The sequence below is a fragment of the Lactococcus petauri genome (assembly GCF_023499275.1).
Classification (GTDB): Bacteria; Bacillota; Bacilli; order Lactobacillales; family Streptococcaceae; genus Lactococcus; species Lactococcus petauri.
Window position 1 is genome coordinate 1,890,597 of sequence record NZ_CP094882.1, and the last position, 16,788, is coordinate 1,907,384.

16 protein-coding genes and 1 riboswitch are annotated in these 16,788 nt (G+C 38.9%); of the genes, 8 read left to right on the forward strand and 8 right to left on the reverse strand.

All coding sequences use genetic code 11. The annotated features are described in order from the left end of the window. Positions 1–18: 18 nt before the first annotated feature. Positions 19–1,752 (reverse strand): ABC transporter ATP-binding protein, encoded by a 1,734-nt coding sequence (locus lgb_RS09160; RefSeq protein WP_019292261.1) that lies wholly within the window; start codon positions 1,750–1,752, stop codon positions 19–21. A 317-nt stretch (positions 1,753–2,069) separates the two neighbouring features. Here lgb_RS09160 and lgb_RS09165 point away from each other — a divergent pair, with 317 nt between their 5' ends. The 3 genes from lgb_RS09165 (at position 2,070) to lgb_RS09175 (ending at position 5,034) form a co-directional block, all read left to right on the forward strand. Continuing rightward, positions 2,070–3,284, forward strand: coding sequence for a cation diffusion facilitator family transporter (locus lgb_RS09165; RefSeq protein WP_249663211.1), 1,215 nt, complete (start codon positions 2,070–2,072; stop codon positions 3,282–3,284). 1 nt (position 3,285) lies between these two features. Next, positions 3,286–3,744 (forward strand): helix-turn-helix domain-containing protein, encoded by a 459-nt coding sequence (locus tag lgb_RS09170; protein ID WP_019292263.1) that lies wholly within the window; start codon positions 3,286–3,288, stop codon positions 3,742–3,744. 96 nt (positions 3,745–3,840) lie between these two features. Further along, positions 3,841–5,034 (forward strand): MFS transporter, encoded by a 1,194-nt coding sequence (locus lgb_RS09175; protein ID WP_019293642.1) that lies wholly within the window; start codon positions 3,841–3,843, stop codon positions 5,032–5,034. 10 nt (positions 5,035–5,044) lie between these two features. Here lgb_RS09175 and lgb_RS09180 read toward each other — a convergent pair whose 3' ends face one another. Further along, complete coding sequence (locus lgb_RS09180; protein ID WP_019293643.1) at positions 5,045–5,584, reverse strand: folate family ECF transporter S component; 540 nt, start codon at positions 5,582–5,584, stop codon at positions 5,045–5,047. Between the two features lie 43 nt (positions 5,585–5,627). Continuing rightward, positions 5,628–5,726, reverse strand: a riboswitch (THF riboswitch). A gap of 156 nt (positions 5,727–5,882) precedes the next feature. Continuing rightward, positions 5,883–8,423, reverse strand: coding sequence for a M1 family metallopeptidase (locus lgb_RS09185; RefSeq protein ID WP_019293644.1), 2,541 nt, complete (start codon positions 8,421–8,423; stop codon positions 5,883–5,885). Positions 8,424–8,657: 234 nt separating this feature from the next. Between lgb_RS09185 and lgb_RS09190 the strand changes: the two genes are divergently transcribed. Beyond that, positions 8,658–9,458, forward strand: a complete 801-nt coding sequence (locus tag lgb_RS09190; RefSeq protein ID WP_061414290.1) for a hypothetical protein — start codon at positions 8,658–8,660, stop codon at positions 9,456–9,458. Positions 9,459–9,467: 9 nt separating this feature from the next. Then, the gene (locus lgb_RS09195; RefSeq protein WP_019293646.1) at positions 9,468–9,944 is read left to right on the forward strand and encodes an effector binding domain-containing protein; all 477 of its coding nucleotides are present in this window, start codon (positions 9,468–9,470) and stop codon (positions 9,942–9,944) included. Positions 9,945–9,977: 33 nt separating this feature from the next. Here lgb_RS09195 and tsaD read toward each other — a convergent pair whose 3' ends face one another. The 4 genes from tsaD to tsaB are packed head-to-tail and all read right to left on the reverse strand — an operon-like array spanning position 9,978 to position 12,653. Then, positions 9,978–10,997 (reverse strand): tRNA (adenosine(37)-N6)-threonylcarbamoyltransferase complex transferase subunit TsaD, encoded by a 1,020-nt coding sequence (gene tsaD / locus lgb_RS09200; RefSeq protein ID WP_019291803.1) that lies wholly within the window; start codon positions 10,995–10,997, stop codon positions 9,978–9,980. A 1-nt stretch (position 10,998) separates the two neighbouring features. Next, the gene (gene rimI / locus lgb_RS09205; RefSeq protein WP_019291804.1) at positions 10,999–11,433 is read right to left on the reverse strand and encodes a ribosomal protein S18-alanine N-acetyltransferase; all 435 of its coding nucleotides are present in this window, start codon (positions 11,431–11,433) and stop codon (positions 10,999–11,001) included. After that, complete coding sequence (gene rimI / locus lgb_RS09210) at positions 11,423–11,959, reverse strand: ribosomal protein S18-alanine N-acetyltransferase (RefSeq protein WP_019293648.1); 537 nt, start codon at positions 11,957–11,959, stop codon at positions 11,423–11,425. Before rimI (lgb_RS09210) ends, rimI (lgb_RS09205) begins: the two co-directional genes overlap by 11 nt. Continuing rightward, the gene (gene tsaB / locus lgb_RS09215; RefSeq protein ID WP_019293649.1) at positions 11,943–12,653 is read right to left on the reverse strand and encodes a tRNA (adenosine(37)-N6)-threonylcarbamoyltransferase complex dimerization subunit type 1 TsaB; all 711 of its coding nucleotides are present in this window, start codon (positions 12,651–12,653) and stop codon (positions 11,943–11,945) included. Before tsaB ends, rimI (lgb_RS09210) begins: the two co-directional genes overlap by 17 nt. Positions 12,654–13,061: 408 nt before the next feature. Between tsaB and lgb_RS09220 the strand changes: the two genes are divergently transcribed. The 3 genes from lgb_RS09220 to lgb_RS09230 all read left to right on the forward strand — a co-directional run bounded on the left by lgb_RS09220 (position 13,062) and on the right by lgb_RS09230 (position 15,681). Then, the gene (locus lgb_RS09220; protein WP_017369648.1) at positions 13,062–13,292 is read left to right on the forward strand and encodes a DNA-directed RNA polymerase subunit epsilon; all 231 of its coding nucleotides are present in this window, start codon (positions 13,062–13,064) and stop codon (positions 13,290–13,292) included. Between the two features lie 120 nt (positions 13,293–13,412). Next, positions 13,413–15,101 carry a ribonuclease J1 gene (rnjA, locus tag lgb_RS09225; RefSeq protein ID WP_019291807.1) on the forward strand — a complete coding sequence of 563 codons (1,689 nt, stop codon included), beginning with the start codon at positions 13,413–13,415 and terminating at the stop codon, positions 15,099–15,101. 118 nt (positions 15,102–15,219) lie between these two features. Then, positions 15,220–15,681: a VanZ family protein gene (locus lgb_RS09230; RefSeq protein ID WP_019293650.1), complete on the forward strand. Its 462-nt coding sequence runs from the start codon at positions 15,220–15,222 to the stop codon at positions 15,679–15,681. On the opposite strand, the gene add is transcribed toward lgb_RS09230, so the two are convergent. After that, positions 15,678–16,727, reverse strand: a complete 1,050-nt coding sequence (gene add / locus lgb_RS09235) for an adenosine deaminase (RefSeq protein WP_019293651.1) — start codon at positions 16,725–16,727, stop codon at positions 15,678–15,680. The two genes, lgb_RS09230 and add, sit on opposite strands and share 4 nt — an antisense overlap. Positions 16,728–16,788 lie beyond the last annotated feature (61 nt).

Genomic DNA, 16,788 nt, shown 5'->3' on the forward strand with positions numbered 1-16,788 from the left:
TTGAAGAACAATGAAAATTTAGTCCTCCTTTGCTTTCTGTGTATCATAGATTTCACGGTAAACTGCAGAATTCTCAACGAGCTCTGCGTGTGTGCCTTGCGCCACAAGTTTACCTTCATCAAGGACCAGAATATTGTCCGCATGAACGACAGATGAAATCTTTTGAGCGATAATAATTGTTGTCGTATCTTTTAAGTCATTGCTCAAAGCTTCTTGTACTAGTTTTTCTGACTTGGCATCAAGCGCTGATGTTGAGTCATCTAAGATAAGGACTTTAGGATCTTTGATAATACCACGCGTGATCGACATACGTTGCTTTTGTCCGCCTGAGAAGTTATTCCCACGTTCTTCAACCTGTGATTCATAATGATCGGGCAGTTTTTCAATAAACTCTGCTGCCTGCGCAATGCTGGCTGCACGGCTCATTTGCTCCAAGGTCGCATCTGCTTTCCCTTGTTTCAGGTTGCCAGAAATTGTCCCAGAGAAAAGAATTGCTTTTTGTAAGACAATTGAAATTGTGTTTTTCAGAGTAGCTTTAGAAACATGGCGTAAATCTTTTCCACCTACACTTACTGTACCTTCAGTTGGGTCAAAAAGACGCGGAATCAATTGAGCCAGGGTTGACTTACCAGAACCCGTTGCTCCGACAATACCAACCATTTGTCCAGGTTGAATTTCAAAGCTGATGTCTTGTAAGGTTGGATGTTCATCGTTAGGATAAGCAAAAGAGACATGATCAAACTTAACAGAACCGCTAAGTTCTTCGTCCGCAACATCTTCAAACACCATCGCAGGTTCAGTTTTTAAAATTTCGTTAATACGTCCAATAGAAACGAAACCACGAGAGGCAAACATTGACATCATACCGCCCATGATAATCGCCATCATGATTTGCATCATGTATTGGATAAAGGACATAATCCCACCAAGCGTATTAGCCGCGGTATTCAAATCACGTGTTACATAAGTAGAAACCAGTAAAATTGCGCCAAAAACAGCCAATTGTGAAATGATTGTAAATGCGGGAATCATCGCAGCAAAAGTGTAACCTACAGCCATATTATGACCCAATAACTCATCAGATGTGGCATCAAATTTTTGGATTTGATCTTTTTCTTGAACAAATGATTTAACGACACGAGCACCACGTAGGTTTTCTTTGGCAATTCCATTGATACGGTCCATCAATTTTTGGAAAACCATAAAGTGAGGACCCATAGATTTCATGGATAACATCGTCACTAACACAATAAGAACAACCATCACAATAATAATCCACCAAAGTTCTGGCATCGTGATAATAGATAAGATAAAAGCACCAATAAAGAGTAACGGTACTCGAATCAAGACTTGGAAAGTCATCATTAGAAGTGTTTGCACTTGGTTGATATCGTTAGTCATCCGAACAACCAGATTACCTGCATTAAACTTCTCAATATTTTCATAAGAAAAAGTTTGGATTTTTCGGAAGGTTTCTTCACGGATATCCGCCGATACAGACTGAGCAATCTTTGCAGCAGTTACTGTATTAAGGATAGAACCAATTAATCCCACAGCGGCTATAAGTAGAAGATATACCCCATAATGATTAATTTTATCGACCTTGTCCGATATCGAAATAGATTCTGCCATAACACTCAAAATGTTCTTCATATATTGGGGCTGCCAAAGAGCAGCGCCAACTTGAAGAAGCATGGTAGCAAGGGCAGCGAAGACAAGCAATTTGTACTTGCCGATGGCTTTCATTACCATAAATAAAAAAGTTTCCTTTCATTTTCTTGTCAAAAATAACAAGAATAAATACGTTAGCTGAAAAATTATAACATTTAAGCATCTATTTTGCAATGCTAATAACTAACACTATTAGTCTTTTCTTTAGTTTATAACAAAAATAAACTAACAATTTAATTTTACCGTTTTTTAATAAGAGTGTCAATCATTTGCGACAACTTATTTATAATAGAAATTAAGCTCAAAAGCTTCCACGTTCAAAGCCAAAATGCGACCTTATGGGACATTATTTCGTCCTTTAAAAGCAGCTCCTCTGCTTTTTTGTTATAATTAAGCTTATGAATAATAGCAAAATATCACGCTCTCATAACCTTAAACTCGCCGAACGAGGCGTGTGGGTCAGTATAGCAGCTTATATATTTCTGTCTCTTTTACAACTTGGTGTAGCTCAAATCACCAATTCAGCCTCCCTTCTCGCGAATGGTTTTAATAATGTCACCGATATTTTAGGAAATATTGCTATCGTGATTGGTTTACGTATTGCGCGTATCCCTTCTGATAACGACCATACGTATGGGCACTGGAAGGTTGAATCAATTGCTAGTCTGATTTCTAGTTTCATCATGTTCTTCATTGGCTTTGAAGTTTTGCGCCAAACAATCGTTGGTTTTATAGAAGGAAGTTCCACTGAAATCAACCCCGTTGGTGCAGCAGTGGCTTTATTTTCTGCCTTTGTGATGATTGGCGTTTACCTCTACTCTAGCCGTTTAGCGAAAAAAACTCAATCGAAAGCACTTGAAGCTTCCAGTAAAGATAACCTTAGTGATGCACTAACATCCTTGGGTACAACTGTCGCCATTGTGGCAGCTGCCTTGCATTGGATATGGCTTGACCGTATTATGGCTCTTGTTATCTACGGTTTCATCCTGAAAACGGCTTATGATATTTTCCGTGATAGTGTTTTTTCACTTTCCGATGGTTTTGATGACAATCTTTTAGCAGATTATAAAGAAGCGATTGAGCTCGTAAACAAAGTCAAGTCTGTAAAGATGATTCGGGGGCGTACCTACGGCAGTAATATCTTTCTGGATGTTGTCGTTGAGATGTCCCGTGATCTTTCTGTCTATGAAAGTCATGCCGCTACCGAAAAAATAGAACGCATGCTCATGGCTGGTTTTGATGTTTATGATGTTGATGTCCATGTCGAACCCGCTGCGTTACCTGAAGAAGAACACTTTGCTTCACGTGCATTAGAACTTTTGCCCAAAGAAGAGGCCCTTCTCAACGGTAAACATCTTGATCAACTTTTAGCGCCTCAATTTCAAGCTATTACGACAAAGGGTAAAATTATTCAACAGGAAGAATATATAGCAAGTGCTGTTGAAACAGAAGATTTAGCCATCAAAAATTACCAAGCAGAGCAAGTCAGCAAAAAGACATTTATCCTCACCTATCATTACTTGGACAATCAAAAAAGTTACACTGTATCAAGTATCTGGCGCAGAAATGAATATTGGCGTTGCATTTATCGTCAAGTGACAGGAGAAAGCTAGTATGAAACAACAAGAAGAAATTATGCTGAGCCTTACAGATCTCTTTAATAAAATGGATCAACTTCGAAAACCTCAAATGGTCGAAAAATTCAAAGGTTATTCTTTTTTGGAAATCGCCTGCATTGAGTTCATTGCCAAGCTTAATAACCCAAATGTCACACGGTTGTCAGAAGAGCTATATGTCACTCGAGGAGCAATTAGTAAAGCAACAAAAAAACTCCTCCAAAAGCAAGATATTATAACATTTAGAAATCCCAACAACAACAAAGAAATTTATTTTAAACTGACTTCAAAAGGAAGAAAAATAAATCAGCAGCACGAAGATCTTCACAAAGCTTTTCTACTCAATGATCAAGCAGTCTTTGATTCCTTCAGTTCTGAAAAATTAGAAACGATACTAGAGTTTACTCAACTTTACAATCAACACCTTGATAAAGAACTCCGTAACAACTCCATATAGAATGGGGTTGTTTTTCTTAATTTAGTTTTTGTTGACAAAGAAACAATAATAAGTTATACTTTTATAGTTTCCAAGGAAACATTAATAAGGAGTTATATGCATACACTAAATAAACACGCATTGAGTTTTGGCTTATTTTCCGTTTTTCTTACAGGCCTTGGCTTTACCATTATCAATCCTGTGGTTCCTTTTTTACTGGAGCCCTATACCTCATCACAAAATCAACCCTTAGTCATCAGCTTCTTGACCTCTATCTATGCCTTATGCACTTTTCTTGCAGCGCCAGCTCTAGGAACATTGAGTGATCGCTATGGCCGTAAACCGATTTTACTTTTCTGCTTACTTGGCTCTGCCTTGGGTTATCTCATCTTTGGCATGGCTGGAGCACTATGGCTCTTTTTCCTTGGCCGTATCATCGATGGTATTTCCGGAGGAAATATTGCCACTTTATTTGCCTACTTTTCCGATATTACGCCAGCTGCTTCCCGCACTAAAATCTTCGGATGGATTTCTGCCCTTGTTGGAGTCGGAACATTGTTAGGTCCAACTTTTGGAGGACTGTTAGCTCATTATGGTAACCGCGTTCCCTTTTATTTTGCTGCTGTTCTCAGCTTATTCAATCTCCTCTACGGCCTTTTCTTTATGCCTGAAAGTCTTTCACCAAAAGAAAGACTTGTTAAGCTAGATCCACATCAGCTTTATCCCTTTGCACCTCTCAAAAACTTATTTGAGATAAAACAACTGAACCGTTTATTTCTAGCTGCACTGTTGTTGTGGCTTCCAAATGGTGCATTACAAGCTATTGTTGCTCAGTTTTCTTTAGATAACTTCTCTTGGCAACCCGTACAAATCGGTCTTCTATTTTCTATTATGGGACTTCAAGATATTTTTAGCCAGGCGCTCATTATGCCTTTTCTATTAAAAAAATTGACGGACCAATCCATCATTAAATGTGCGATAGTTGCGGAACTCTTTGGCTATATTTTTATGGCTATTTCTGCCTTTACCCTGCACCCTTTCTATTTTGTAATTGGTATTTTTATCTACGGTTTTGGTGATTCGATTTTTGCCCCACCATTCAATGGAACTCTCTCTAAATCAGTCACTGAACACCAACAAGGACAGATTCAAGGGAGTAGCCAAGCTTTACTAGCACTAACGCGTATTTTAGGTCCTATTATTGGGGGACAACTTTATGTTCTCTTCGGCTCTTCGGCTCCTGCCTGCATGGGAGTTATCCTGTTAATCGTTGCTCTGACAATTTTCAAAACAAAAAACCGTCAAAAATGACGGTTTTCTTTTATGTTTTTAGACGTCTCATAATCTGCGGTAAACGTTGAATATTATCAAATACCAACATGAAAATAACCGTTCTTATAGGAATCTGTACAAGCAAAGGAAGTCGCGTAGCTAATAGAACCTTAAAAGGTGTCTGATACATGAGCGAAAGCCAAAAAGTATTAAGTAACACGGTTTGGAGAACCATTGTTACACTTACAACAGCTAAAATGTAGAGCCAATCTTTACCTCGTGTTAGACTGAACTTCTTGTTATAAAAAGCCCAACCATAGATAAATCCGACTAGAGCTGCTGTTATAGTCATACCTGGCGAGGAAATACTTCCTCGGAACAAAACGCCAAATATATCACCCAGCCCTAAAGCTAAACCTGCCCATAAAGGGCCAACAAAGAAGCCAATCAAACCATCAGCAATAAATCCTGGCGATAACTTCCAAAAACTGCTCCCAAAAGTGAAAGAACGTAAAATGATGGACAATGCCAGCAAAATCGCCAAAAAAACAAGCTGTATGAGTGACAGCTTCACAGTAAATCTTTTCATATAGTACCTCCCAAGGATCTGGTGAGTAACTGATTATATGAGAATCAGCGGATGCAAGCCTCTACCGCACTTGAAAAATTCAAGTTTCGTCTGTGAACGACATCCCATTTCACAGCACTTAACGCATCGGCCCTACTCTGTTAATTTTTTTACTTTTATAGTTTACCACATACCTTGTTCAGATAATTCTCAATTTCAAGGCTTTTCTTTTACATTGGGTTTTAGATGTTTACAGAAGTTTGCTACACAGAAAAAACCTCTTAGAATTCAGCTCTTTCTGATTTCTAAGAAGTCTTTTTTACAATTCTTTTTCTACATCTACGATGGCAGCTTCGACTGCACTCTTTTGATTATTAATCAATGATACACGTGCATCAATTTGTTTAATCGCCATCTCGATTGAACGTTTAAGTCCTGGGTTACTCAATTTTGGTTCAAAGAAAGCTTTATATTCTTCAAACTTTTCGGCTGTCTTAAAGACATTACCTGGATAGATGACAAACTTATCATAGCTCATATCACCGCCAAGTTTTTCGGCAATCCAATCCCAGTTTTCTTGCTCCCAAGTCCATGCAGCATCTTGAGCGAAGTCTTTCGCTAAGAGGTAGAACCAAGAGAATGCAATATCTTGAGGTTTAACGATATCCGCATTTTTGAAATCTTCCAAGAGTCCTTTAATTGCTGCTTCATCACGGACATTGGCTACAGCTGCAGCTAATTCACGTTTTAGTTCTTGGAGACTTGTTTTCACATAAGTATCCATATAAGAAGCTACAAGTTCCGCAGAATTACTTGTTTTAATTTCGTTATTCAAGACAATTGGTCGAATATCCGCAGGAATAGTTGCTACATTGTCTTTATGCGCTGCGTAAATCTCACTCGCTTTTTCTACTGCTTCAGGGTTTTCAGAGTAGAGAGTCCGTGAGAGTACTGTCCCACGTAAAGTTTCGTCTCCAGCTGATTCACCAGCTTTTTTCTCCCATCCCAAACGTGCATAGTTTTTAGCAAAAACTTTACCCACAAGTGATTTGTAAGATTTTTCTGTAGCTGACTCATCATCAATAAAGATATCTAGCTCACTAAAGATTTGGTTAAGTGCTTGGTTGACGATATAACTTTCTTCATTGGCAAAGGCTGGTAAGATATTCACAACATCAGCGTAGCTGATAACCTCACCTTTAGCAAGATACTTACGGTCTTGAAGAATTTGGAATTTCGTAATATCTTCCAGTTTCTCAAGATCGGCCAAAAGGTTATCTAAAAGCTGACCTTTATAATCAATAATATAATGTGCTGCGTGTGCTTCGTTGAAGAAGAGCGGTTGGCCTTCATTTTCAGCCTTAAGTGCTGCATAGCCCGGAATTTCAACTTTTTCCGTAGTCAACGTATCTGGCAAACCTTTCCAGTTTGTGTTCAATGGAATTTGCCACAAGCGTCCTTTGTCTTCCCCTTTACCAATGAAGAATTGTTGTTGGCTTAAAACAAGTGTGTCATCAACAACTTCCGCAGTCAAGACAGGATAACCAGGTTGGTTTACCCATGAATGCATAAATTCGCCCACATTTTTACCTGATGTACTTGAGAGTGCATCCCAAAGATCATCACCTACGGTATTGCCATATTGGTGCGTTTCAAAGTATTTGCGAAGTCCTGCAGAAAAGTCCTCATCCCCCAACCATTTACGGAGCATGACCATCAAGCGTGAACCTTTAGCATAGACAATAGCAGCATCAAAGAGTGTACCAATTTCGTCAGGATGATTCACATCCACATGAACAGATTGAACACCATCTGTAGCATCACGATCTAAAGCAAGGCTGGCTTCCTTAACAGAGAAGCTTTCCCAAACTTTCCAATCAGGTTCAATAGCATCAATTGCCACGTATTCCATGTTGTTGGCAAATGATTCATTGAGCCACAAATCATCCCACCAACGCATTGTTACCAAATCACCAAACCATTGGTGGGCTAACTCATGCGCAATGACTGTTGCTACATATTGTTTGCTGGCAACTGTTGCATTTTCTGGGTCAACCAGCATGCAGACTTCACGGTAAGTGATACAACCCCAGTTTTCCATAGCACCTGCTGAGAAGTCAGGCAGTGCAACATGCCAGCTGTGTGGCAATGGGTAAGGGGTTTTATAGTAATCCTCGTAAAATTCAATCGAACGAATCGCGATATCCAAAGGAAAATCTAAAACATCTTCAGAATGTGCTTTCGTTGAGAAAGTTCCTACTTCAACACCAGATTTTGTACGTCCTTTTTTATACTGCATATCCCCAAAGACAAAAGCAAGAAGATAAGAACTCATACGAACTGTACGTTCAAATACGTGAATTCCTTCAATATTGAGAAGTTCTGGCATATTGGAAATGATAATATCACCTGGTTCTTCATCAAATTTAACTGACAGGTCAAAAGTAGCCTTAGCTTCTGGTTCATCAATTGATGGGAAAGCTTGACGGGCAAAATGCGATTCAAATTGCGTACCGATAAGCATTTTCTTCTCACCGTTTACTTCGTAATATGAAGGATAAATTCCCATCATATTATCTGTGATTTTACCTTCATATTCAAAGGAAACAGTCACTTGACCTTTTTGGCCCACTTTAACTGTAAGTTCTTCGTTGGCATTATCCACAGTAAAATCTGCTTCAACACTAAAAGCAGAAACTTTAGTAATGTTCAAATCTTTTTGGTGGAAATAAATGGTCTCAGCTTTAGCTTCACCTTTGATCGCTACCTGACCTTTAAAAGTCTTTGATTTGCGGTCAATATCAAGGAAAATTTTATAATTTTCTGGTACAAATGTTTCAATTAAACGTTTTACTGCCATAATGTTGTTCGCTTCCTTTTTCGTTAGTTTACTTAATTATAGCAAATTGTTTAGAAAATTTCGAGAAAAGCTTTGCTTTCCCACATTTAATTTTTAAAGGTGCTTACATAAATTATTAAATGGTCTATTTTTCATTCATAGGAAAAAGTTTATTAAATAAGTAGAAACTCTTTAATTAGATAAAGGGTATTCAAAAAAAGATGAAAAAATAGACTTTTCTGTTAAAATAAAGTTATGAAAAAAACAAAGTTTTCAGTAACGATTGATGAGAAGGGAAAACTCCTTCTTGAACTTTCCTCTGGTGCCACGATCCGTATCTTTGATAGTAATAATAGTCGTTTTGCCCTCAAAAAAGGTGAAATATTTTTCCTAACGAAAAAAAGCCAGATTATTATGATTGCTGCCGATAAAAAAATAATCCCTAAGTTGGAATTTGATAAAGTTATTGTCCTTGATCCTAAGGCATATGAAATAGACACTGCCTATCTTGAAGCTTTTCTCCTCGACAAAGCTCAAGAAGCTTCTATGAAGTTAGCCGTCTTTCCTGAAAGGATTAAACTCCCCTCAAATGTCTACACCATCTGTAGTAAAGCTGCTGATGAATTTTTGCCTAGCCTTGAAGCGTTCGGTTTTAAACTCGCAAAGAAGAAAGCTTTTTCAGCTAAAGCGCAACACCGCTGGAAAAAGGCTATCTCAGATATTCCATTTCATATTAAACATGAAGGAACATCCGGCACAGTTATCTGGCAAAAATCTACCGAAATGCGGCTGCTTGCAGGTGCAAAAATGCTACCTAATGAGGCAGCTCCTAAAAGGGCCGATGGTACCCTTGGCTTCACTGCAAAATTTACGTTAAACCTTAGGGAAGAAAATCAAGAAAAATTCGATCCTGAAACTTGGACCACTACTGAAGACATCATTCTGCGTTCCGTCAATGAAATCGGCCATTTTCTCTACTTTGCAGGAACAAACAGCTGGTTGGAAATGTTTGATGACCAAGGACGTTCAATCCATGAACTAACCGTTGTTAACTAAGGAGCGACTATGATTGATTATACTCTAGAGCATAAAAACCCGTTCATCTTAGCGGCTTATGGTTTTCCCATTCAAGCCGCGCTGCAAGACTACCGCTCTTTGGCCCTCGAAAGAGAAATATTTGAGTTGAGTTTGCAAAATGATGGCCGCTTAGCAAAGCTCAAGAAAAGAGCTAAAAATGAGCGGGAGTGGTCTGTCCATACGGATTACCTCGGAAAACCTTGGAATTATTTTGCAGTGGAGAGTCGCAAAGAGCTGAAGGATGACTGTCGTTTACTCAAATTTCCTGAAAGTAACTATATTGTAATTTCTGATACAGCAGCTAAGGGAAAAATTTTTGAACATTTGTCACATCAAGCTTTTCGAAAAATTCTCCCCAAAGTTATGGACTATACCTATCTTGGTGGTCCACATCTTGCTTATCGTCAAGAGCGACTTGATGGCAGTTATTACGGTGAGATTTGGTTACCGGTCATTAAAAAATAAAAAAAGCTCAGAAATACTCTGAGTTTTTTTGCTTCAAATATCACCAAAAACAAGGCTCGGGCGCGCATTAAGTGATAAATCAGTAAAGTTTTCCCTTTCCATCTCTATAGTTGCTGCTGCTGCTATCATTCCAGCATTATCACCACAGAGGCGAAGGGGAGGCAATATGACTTTAATATCCTTCATATCGGTGGCAAGCCGCTCACGTAAACCTTGATTAGCGGATACTCCTCCACCAACGATTAAGGTTTTAGCTGGGTATTGTTCAAGGGCACGTTTGGTTTTAGCAATTAAGACATCAACCACCGCTGCTTGAAAACTGGCAGCTAAATTTTCTAAGTCTGTAGCCACTAAATCTTGTCCTTGCTGTTTTGCATTATGAACAAGATTGATAAATGCCGATTTCAGACCACTAAAAGACATTTCCAAACCATCTGCTGCAGTCATCATTGCACGTGGAAAAGCATAAGTATCTTCTCCTTTATGTGCCAACTCATCAATCTCCTTCCCTGAAGGATAAGTTAGCCCCATGACACGGCCGACTTTATCATAGGCTTCCCCTGCTGCATCATCCCGTGTTTCACCAATTTTTTTATAGTTTCCCTCAGATTCCACATAAACCAACTCCGTATGCCCACCACTAACTAAAAGAGCCATGGCTGGGTATTCAATAGTATCTACTAAAGCTGCAGCCATAAGATGACCAGCCATGTGATTGACAGGAATTAATGGAAGCTTGTTGGCCCAGGCAAAGGTTTTCGCTGCCATAATACCCACAAGTAAAGCCCCAACAAGCCCTGGACCTTCTGTCACAGCTACAGCTGAGAGTTCTTTTGCAGTAATACCAGCTTGCTCTAAGGCCTCATCAATACAGGCGGTAATTTGTTCCACGTGATGCCGGCTAGCCACCTCAGGGACTACTCCACCAAAACGTTTATGGCTATTCACCTGACTTGCAATAACATTAGAGAGAAGTTCTGTGCCATTTTTCAAAACAGCGACAGATGTCTCATCACAAGAGGTTTCGAAAGCTAATATATATTTGTCATTCATTTTATTGTATCTTCCTCATTAGAATCGCATCTTCTGTCGGGTGCGAATAGTAGTTTTTCCGAGTATAGAAGGCCTCGAAATTATATTTTTTATAGAGATTTTGCGCTGGTTTATTAGATTCCCGTACTTCTAAAAACAGGGTACCAGCAAAATCAGCAACTTGATCCATCAACGTGCTGGCTATTTTGTTACTTTGAAATTCTGGCTTCACTGCAAGGTTGGTAATTTCCATCTCTTCCATGATCACTTGAATTGCTAAAAAACCAACAAGCTCATCGTCTACTTCAGCTAGAAAATAGATATCCCTTTTCAGGTTGCTAAGGAGATAGGATTCAGACCAAGGTGATTCTCCATAGCAAAGTTCTAAAATTTCTTTTAGCTTACAGGCTATGTCCTGCGTATCAAACTTTGCAGAATCAAAACGTTCAATTTTCATGTTCAGCTCTCAACTGTCTTGACATCCACACAGCATCACCGCCGTCCTCATAATAGTGAGAAATCAGCTTCCCTGTTGAAAAACCTAAGCGACGGTAAAGACCTTGAGCTTTTGTATTGTCACGCCGCACTTCAAGCGTCATCTGCTGCTTACCAAGAAGTGTCATTAGACGAATCATTTGGTTGACGAGATTACTCCCAACACCCTTACCTTGATAGGCTACAGCAACTGCAAGATTTGTGATATGCACGACTTTACCCCGTTCCGTAAGGCGAACCCCAATGAAGCCAATAAGACTATCGTCAACGACTGCTGAAACAAAGAAGGCATTCTCATCCTGAACTATCTCGTGTTCAAAGTGCGAAAAAGTCCACGGAACTTCTCCATCATAAACATCACGCTCAATCGCAAGCATGTCTACAATATCTTTACGCTCTGCCAAGCGATAATCTACACCGTCAATATTTGACTTTAAGTCCACCTCATCCATATTAAGATAACGACGTGGTTCAAATCCTTTGAACATATTCGCCAGTAGCGTTTTCAGATTCTTCATGTGTCTCCAACCATTTCTCTTCTGCTTCAACTTTTTTCAAATAATTTGGAGCAAAGCCGTGAACCGCTACAGGTTTTAGGTTTTTGCCAAATAGGGCGATTTGATAAGCTGAAGGTAGTTTGTCTAAGCTGTCTTCAATAATTTCAAAGTTTGTAAACCCTGCAGCTTCAATGTCAGCCACAAAGTTTTCTGTTTCACCTGTAAATACAAGCGGAAGATTCTTATCTAAGTTTGCTAAGAAGTCACGAAAGACACAATGCTGTCCTATGACAACTTCTTTATCTTCTTGGTAAAGCGCAGCATAAGCGTTACCACGACGTGCATCCATCACAGGAACAACGGCTCTGTCCGTTTTCAATCTTCTTGCAATAGCGAAAAGACTTGAGACACCAACGATGTCCTTATTTAAACTGTAGGCAAGCGTCTTCCCGACAGTCGCTGCTAAACGCAATCCTGTATAAGATCCTGGACCTTGGGCTACAACAATGCGGTCAAGTTCACTCGCTTCTACTGCTGATTGGTGCATCAAAAAGTCAACAGATGTCATCAGAGTAGTGCTATGATTTTTCTTTAAATTTAGAGTAATCTCTCCCAACAAAACATCATTATCGACAAGTGCCACAGACAAGGCCTTACTTGAACTGTCAAAAGCTAAAATTTTCACGAGATTCTATTCTCCATTCTTCTTATTTTATTATACCCTAATATCTGCATCTCAGTAATTACTTTTCACACTATCGAATATGCAAGTCAGAACAAAGTGTGTAGCTCTTTTAAACATCTAGAAGTATACGATAGCATCTATTATAACATTTTTTATATTTCTTGAAATTTTTCGCTTTCCTATTTTGTATTTTTCTTTATCACTGACAAAAGTATTACTGTTATTTTCACTCAACTTTTTGTCTGTCTTTTACTTCTTTGAAAAAGCTCTTCTTGTTCCAAATGCTTTGGCTCTATAAACCTTTACTTTTCATTATCTCCATTTTATGCTAAAATGAAAGTAACTGTAAAACTGAAACACTCGGAAACAAAAGAAAGGAAAGCGAATTTTTATTCGCTCAAATATAATATGATTTTCAAAGCATTTTACCAAGAAGACAAAACACGTTCACCACGTCGTGAAACAACTAAGGTTCTCTACCTTGACCTTGATGTTACAGATACACGTGAAGGTGTCATCTTAGCGCGCGAACTTTTAGCTGCAAACACAGACTATCACGTTGAATTCATCGATTCACTTTCAGACGAAGCCGTTGAATATGAAAAAGAAAACGGTGGCCTTGAAATTACAAGCTTTTAATTAAAAAAAGATGCTTGCAACTTGCATCATCAAAAGATTTACTGCAAAACACTTTAGAAAGGGACAAAAGTCACCACTCTAAAGTGATTTTGTCATACAAATATGTATAGAAAGAAAACAATGATTAAACCATTAAAAATTAACTCCGACGAAGTCGCAGTTTACGCGATTGGCGGACTGGGCGAAATCGGAAAAAACACATATGGTGTCGAATATCAAGATGAAATTATCATCATCGATGCCGGTATAAAATTTCCAGAAGATGACCTATTAGGTGTCGATTATGTTATCCCAGATTATAGTTATATTGTCGAAAATATCGACCGTATCAAAGGGCTCTTCATTACACATGGACACGAGGATCACATCGGTGGTATTCCCTTCTTGCTTAAGCAAGCGAATATCCCTATTTATGCAGGTCCGTTATCACTTGCTTTAATTCGTGGAAAATTGGAAGAACACGGGCTTTTGCGTGATGCAAAACTCTTTGAAATTCATGCGGACAGCGAAATTAAATTTAACAACTTAAGTGTTAACTTTTTCCGTACAACTCACTCCATTCCAGAACCTTTGGGTATTGTTGTGGAAACACCTCAAGGTAAAGTTGTAGCCACAGGTGACTTCAAGTTTGACTTTACGCCTGTTGGTGAGCCCGCTGATTTACATCGTATGGCGGCTCTTGGTGAAGAAGGTGTTTTGCTTCTTCTCTCTGACTCAACCAATGCCGAAATTCCAATCTTCTCTCACTCTGAAAAAGTTGTTGGCCAAAATATCATGAAGATTTTCGAACGCATTGAAGGACGCATTATTTTCGCTTCTTTCGCTTCAAACATCTTCCGTTTACAGCAAGCCGTTGATGGTGCTGTGAAAACCGGACGCAAGATTGTTGTCTTTGGCCGTTCTATGGAGAAAGCCATAGTTAACGGACTTGAACTTGGATATATTAAAGCCCCTAAAGGAACTTTTATTGAACCAAATGAGGTGAACCAATACAATTCAAGCGAACTGCTCATTATGTGTACGGGTTCTCAAGGTGAACCAATGGCTGCTCTAAGCCGTATCGCTAATGGTATGCACCGTCATATCACACTACAAATGGGAGACACCGTTGTGTTCTCATCTAACGCGATACCAGGTAACACACATGGTGTAAACCAGTTGGCTAACACAATCACTGAAGCTGGTGCAACCGTGGTTTATGGTAAGATGAATAATATTCACACTTCTGGTCACGGTGGACAACAGGAGCAAAAATTGATGCTCCGTTTGATTAAACCAAAATACTTCATGCCTGTCCATGGTGAGTACCGTATGTTAAAAATTCATGCTGGGCTCGCTCAAGATACTGGTGTTCCTAAAGAAAATTGTTTCATTTTCGAAAATGGAGATGTTCTGGCTTTAACTGCTGATTCAGCACGTTATGCTGATCATTTCCCTGCTGCTGATACTTATGTTGATGGCTCAGGTATTGGTGATGTCGGTAATGCAGTGCTTCATGACCGTCATGAGCTTGCTGAAGATGGTATTGTTCTTGCTGTTGCTACTGTGGATTTCAAAAATAAAACAGTGCTTGCAGGTCCTGATATGTTAAGTCGCGGCTTTATTTACATGCGTGAGTCTGGGGATTTGATCCGTAATGGTCAACGTGTACTTTTCAATGCTATCCGTGAAGCCATGCTCAATACCGAAAATGCTAATGAAGCTGTTGTGGCACGGGCAATGCGTGAAGCGTTGGCTCCATTCCTCTATAAACAAACTGAACGTCGTCCACTTATCGTTCCGATGATTATGACACCTGACGAAAAATAATACAAAAACCACATCTTTCGATGTGGTTTTTTATTTCCTGTTCTAGGCGCATTAAGCTTATTTTCAGTTATTTTACTATAATTAAGGATAAAAAACGTTTGAATATCTGAGGACTTTCATGTATAAATTCTCCAAAATTATCTTTGCTTATTATCTTCTATTTCTATTTTGGGGGATTCTTTTTAAATTTGATATCACACATACGATAAATACAGCACATTTGTTCCCTTCACGTAGCTTAAATGTTTCACCTTTTGATGCTTCTGGTGGACGTTTAGAAATCCTTTTTAATATCCTTATTTTTATTCCTTTTGGTTTTTTTATGGGTCGCTTTTCAGAACGGAGCTTTCTTGGAAAATGGGGAACAATTTTCCTTGTCAGTCTCTTTGTCGAAATCCTTCAATATATTTTCGGCATCGGAGCCACCGATATAACCGACATCATCACAAATACTTCCGGTGGTTTGATGGGACTCTTGCTTTATCATGCCTTTCAGAAAAACGAAAGAAGACAAGATGTAGTAAGCTTGTTTTTTGGTGGCTTTCTTCTCTTCTTTACTTTCATTCTTTTACTTCATTAAAAAGAGCTGATGTTAATCAGTTTTTTTATTTGGGCATACTCAATGGAAAACCGCTGATGGAGAGCTTCTTTTTCTTCCTCACTAATAAAGGCGCCATCAATAGCATAATGATTGATTTTTTCAAAATCATTCACCTGAAAATCATACCATTCTGCAATTTTCTCATATTCCTTTTGCAAATTGGTATTACTTACTGTGCGATTGTCAGTATTTATGGTTACATGAAGACCTTTCTTATACAATTCTAAAAAAGGATATTCTTCAAGATGGCGGATAGCTTTTGTTTGAAAATTACTGGTTGGTGCCATTTCCAAAACAATACCCAACTCTATCAAAACATGTTGATAGTCTGGAAGCTCTTTCGTCATGATGCCATGTCCCAAACGTGTTGCTCCCATCTCGACAGAATCAATAATGTTTTGTTCGCACCCTGGACACTCACCTGCATGCAGTGTGACTTGTACCCCACGACACGTCACCTTATCCAGCAAGGTTTTAAATTTTACTTGAGGGTAGTTTACTTCATCGCCTGCCATATCAAAGCCAACCAAATGCTCATCATCAATTTCATCAAAAAGCGGAACCAACTTTTCCAAACGCTCGATTGGCACCTGACGAAGACCACAGAGGAGAACATTTGCGACAATATCAAAGTCTTCTTCAGCACGAGAAACACCAGCAATAACAGCTTCTACAGCTTCTTCAAGTTCTAGATTTTTTTCCAGATGCTGACCAGGTGCAAAGCGAATTTCAATATATTTGACATTATCCTCAGCAGCTTGACGAACCACATCATAAGCTGCCAGCTCAAGATTAGTATAGCTTTGTAGTAACGGAAGAACGAAGTCAAAACGCTCCAGATATTCCAAAAGACTTTGAGTCGTTTCTGGCGCTTGTGCACAATTCAGTATTTCATCATCACTCATATTTAAATCGTACCCTATGTTATTAGCCAGCTGCTTAATACAAGACAAACTGAGTGAACCATCAAGATGACAATGAAGTTCAACTTTCGGCATTAAAGCAATGGTTTCTGAATTAAGCATTAGATTAGAGCCCCCATAAAAATATATTTTTTCTATTTTACGCTTTTTTCTTACGACATGC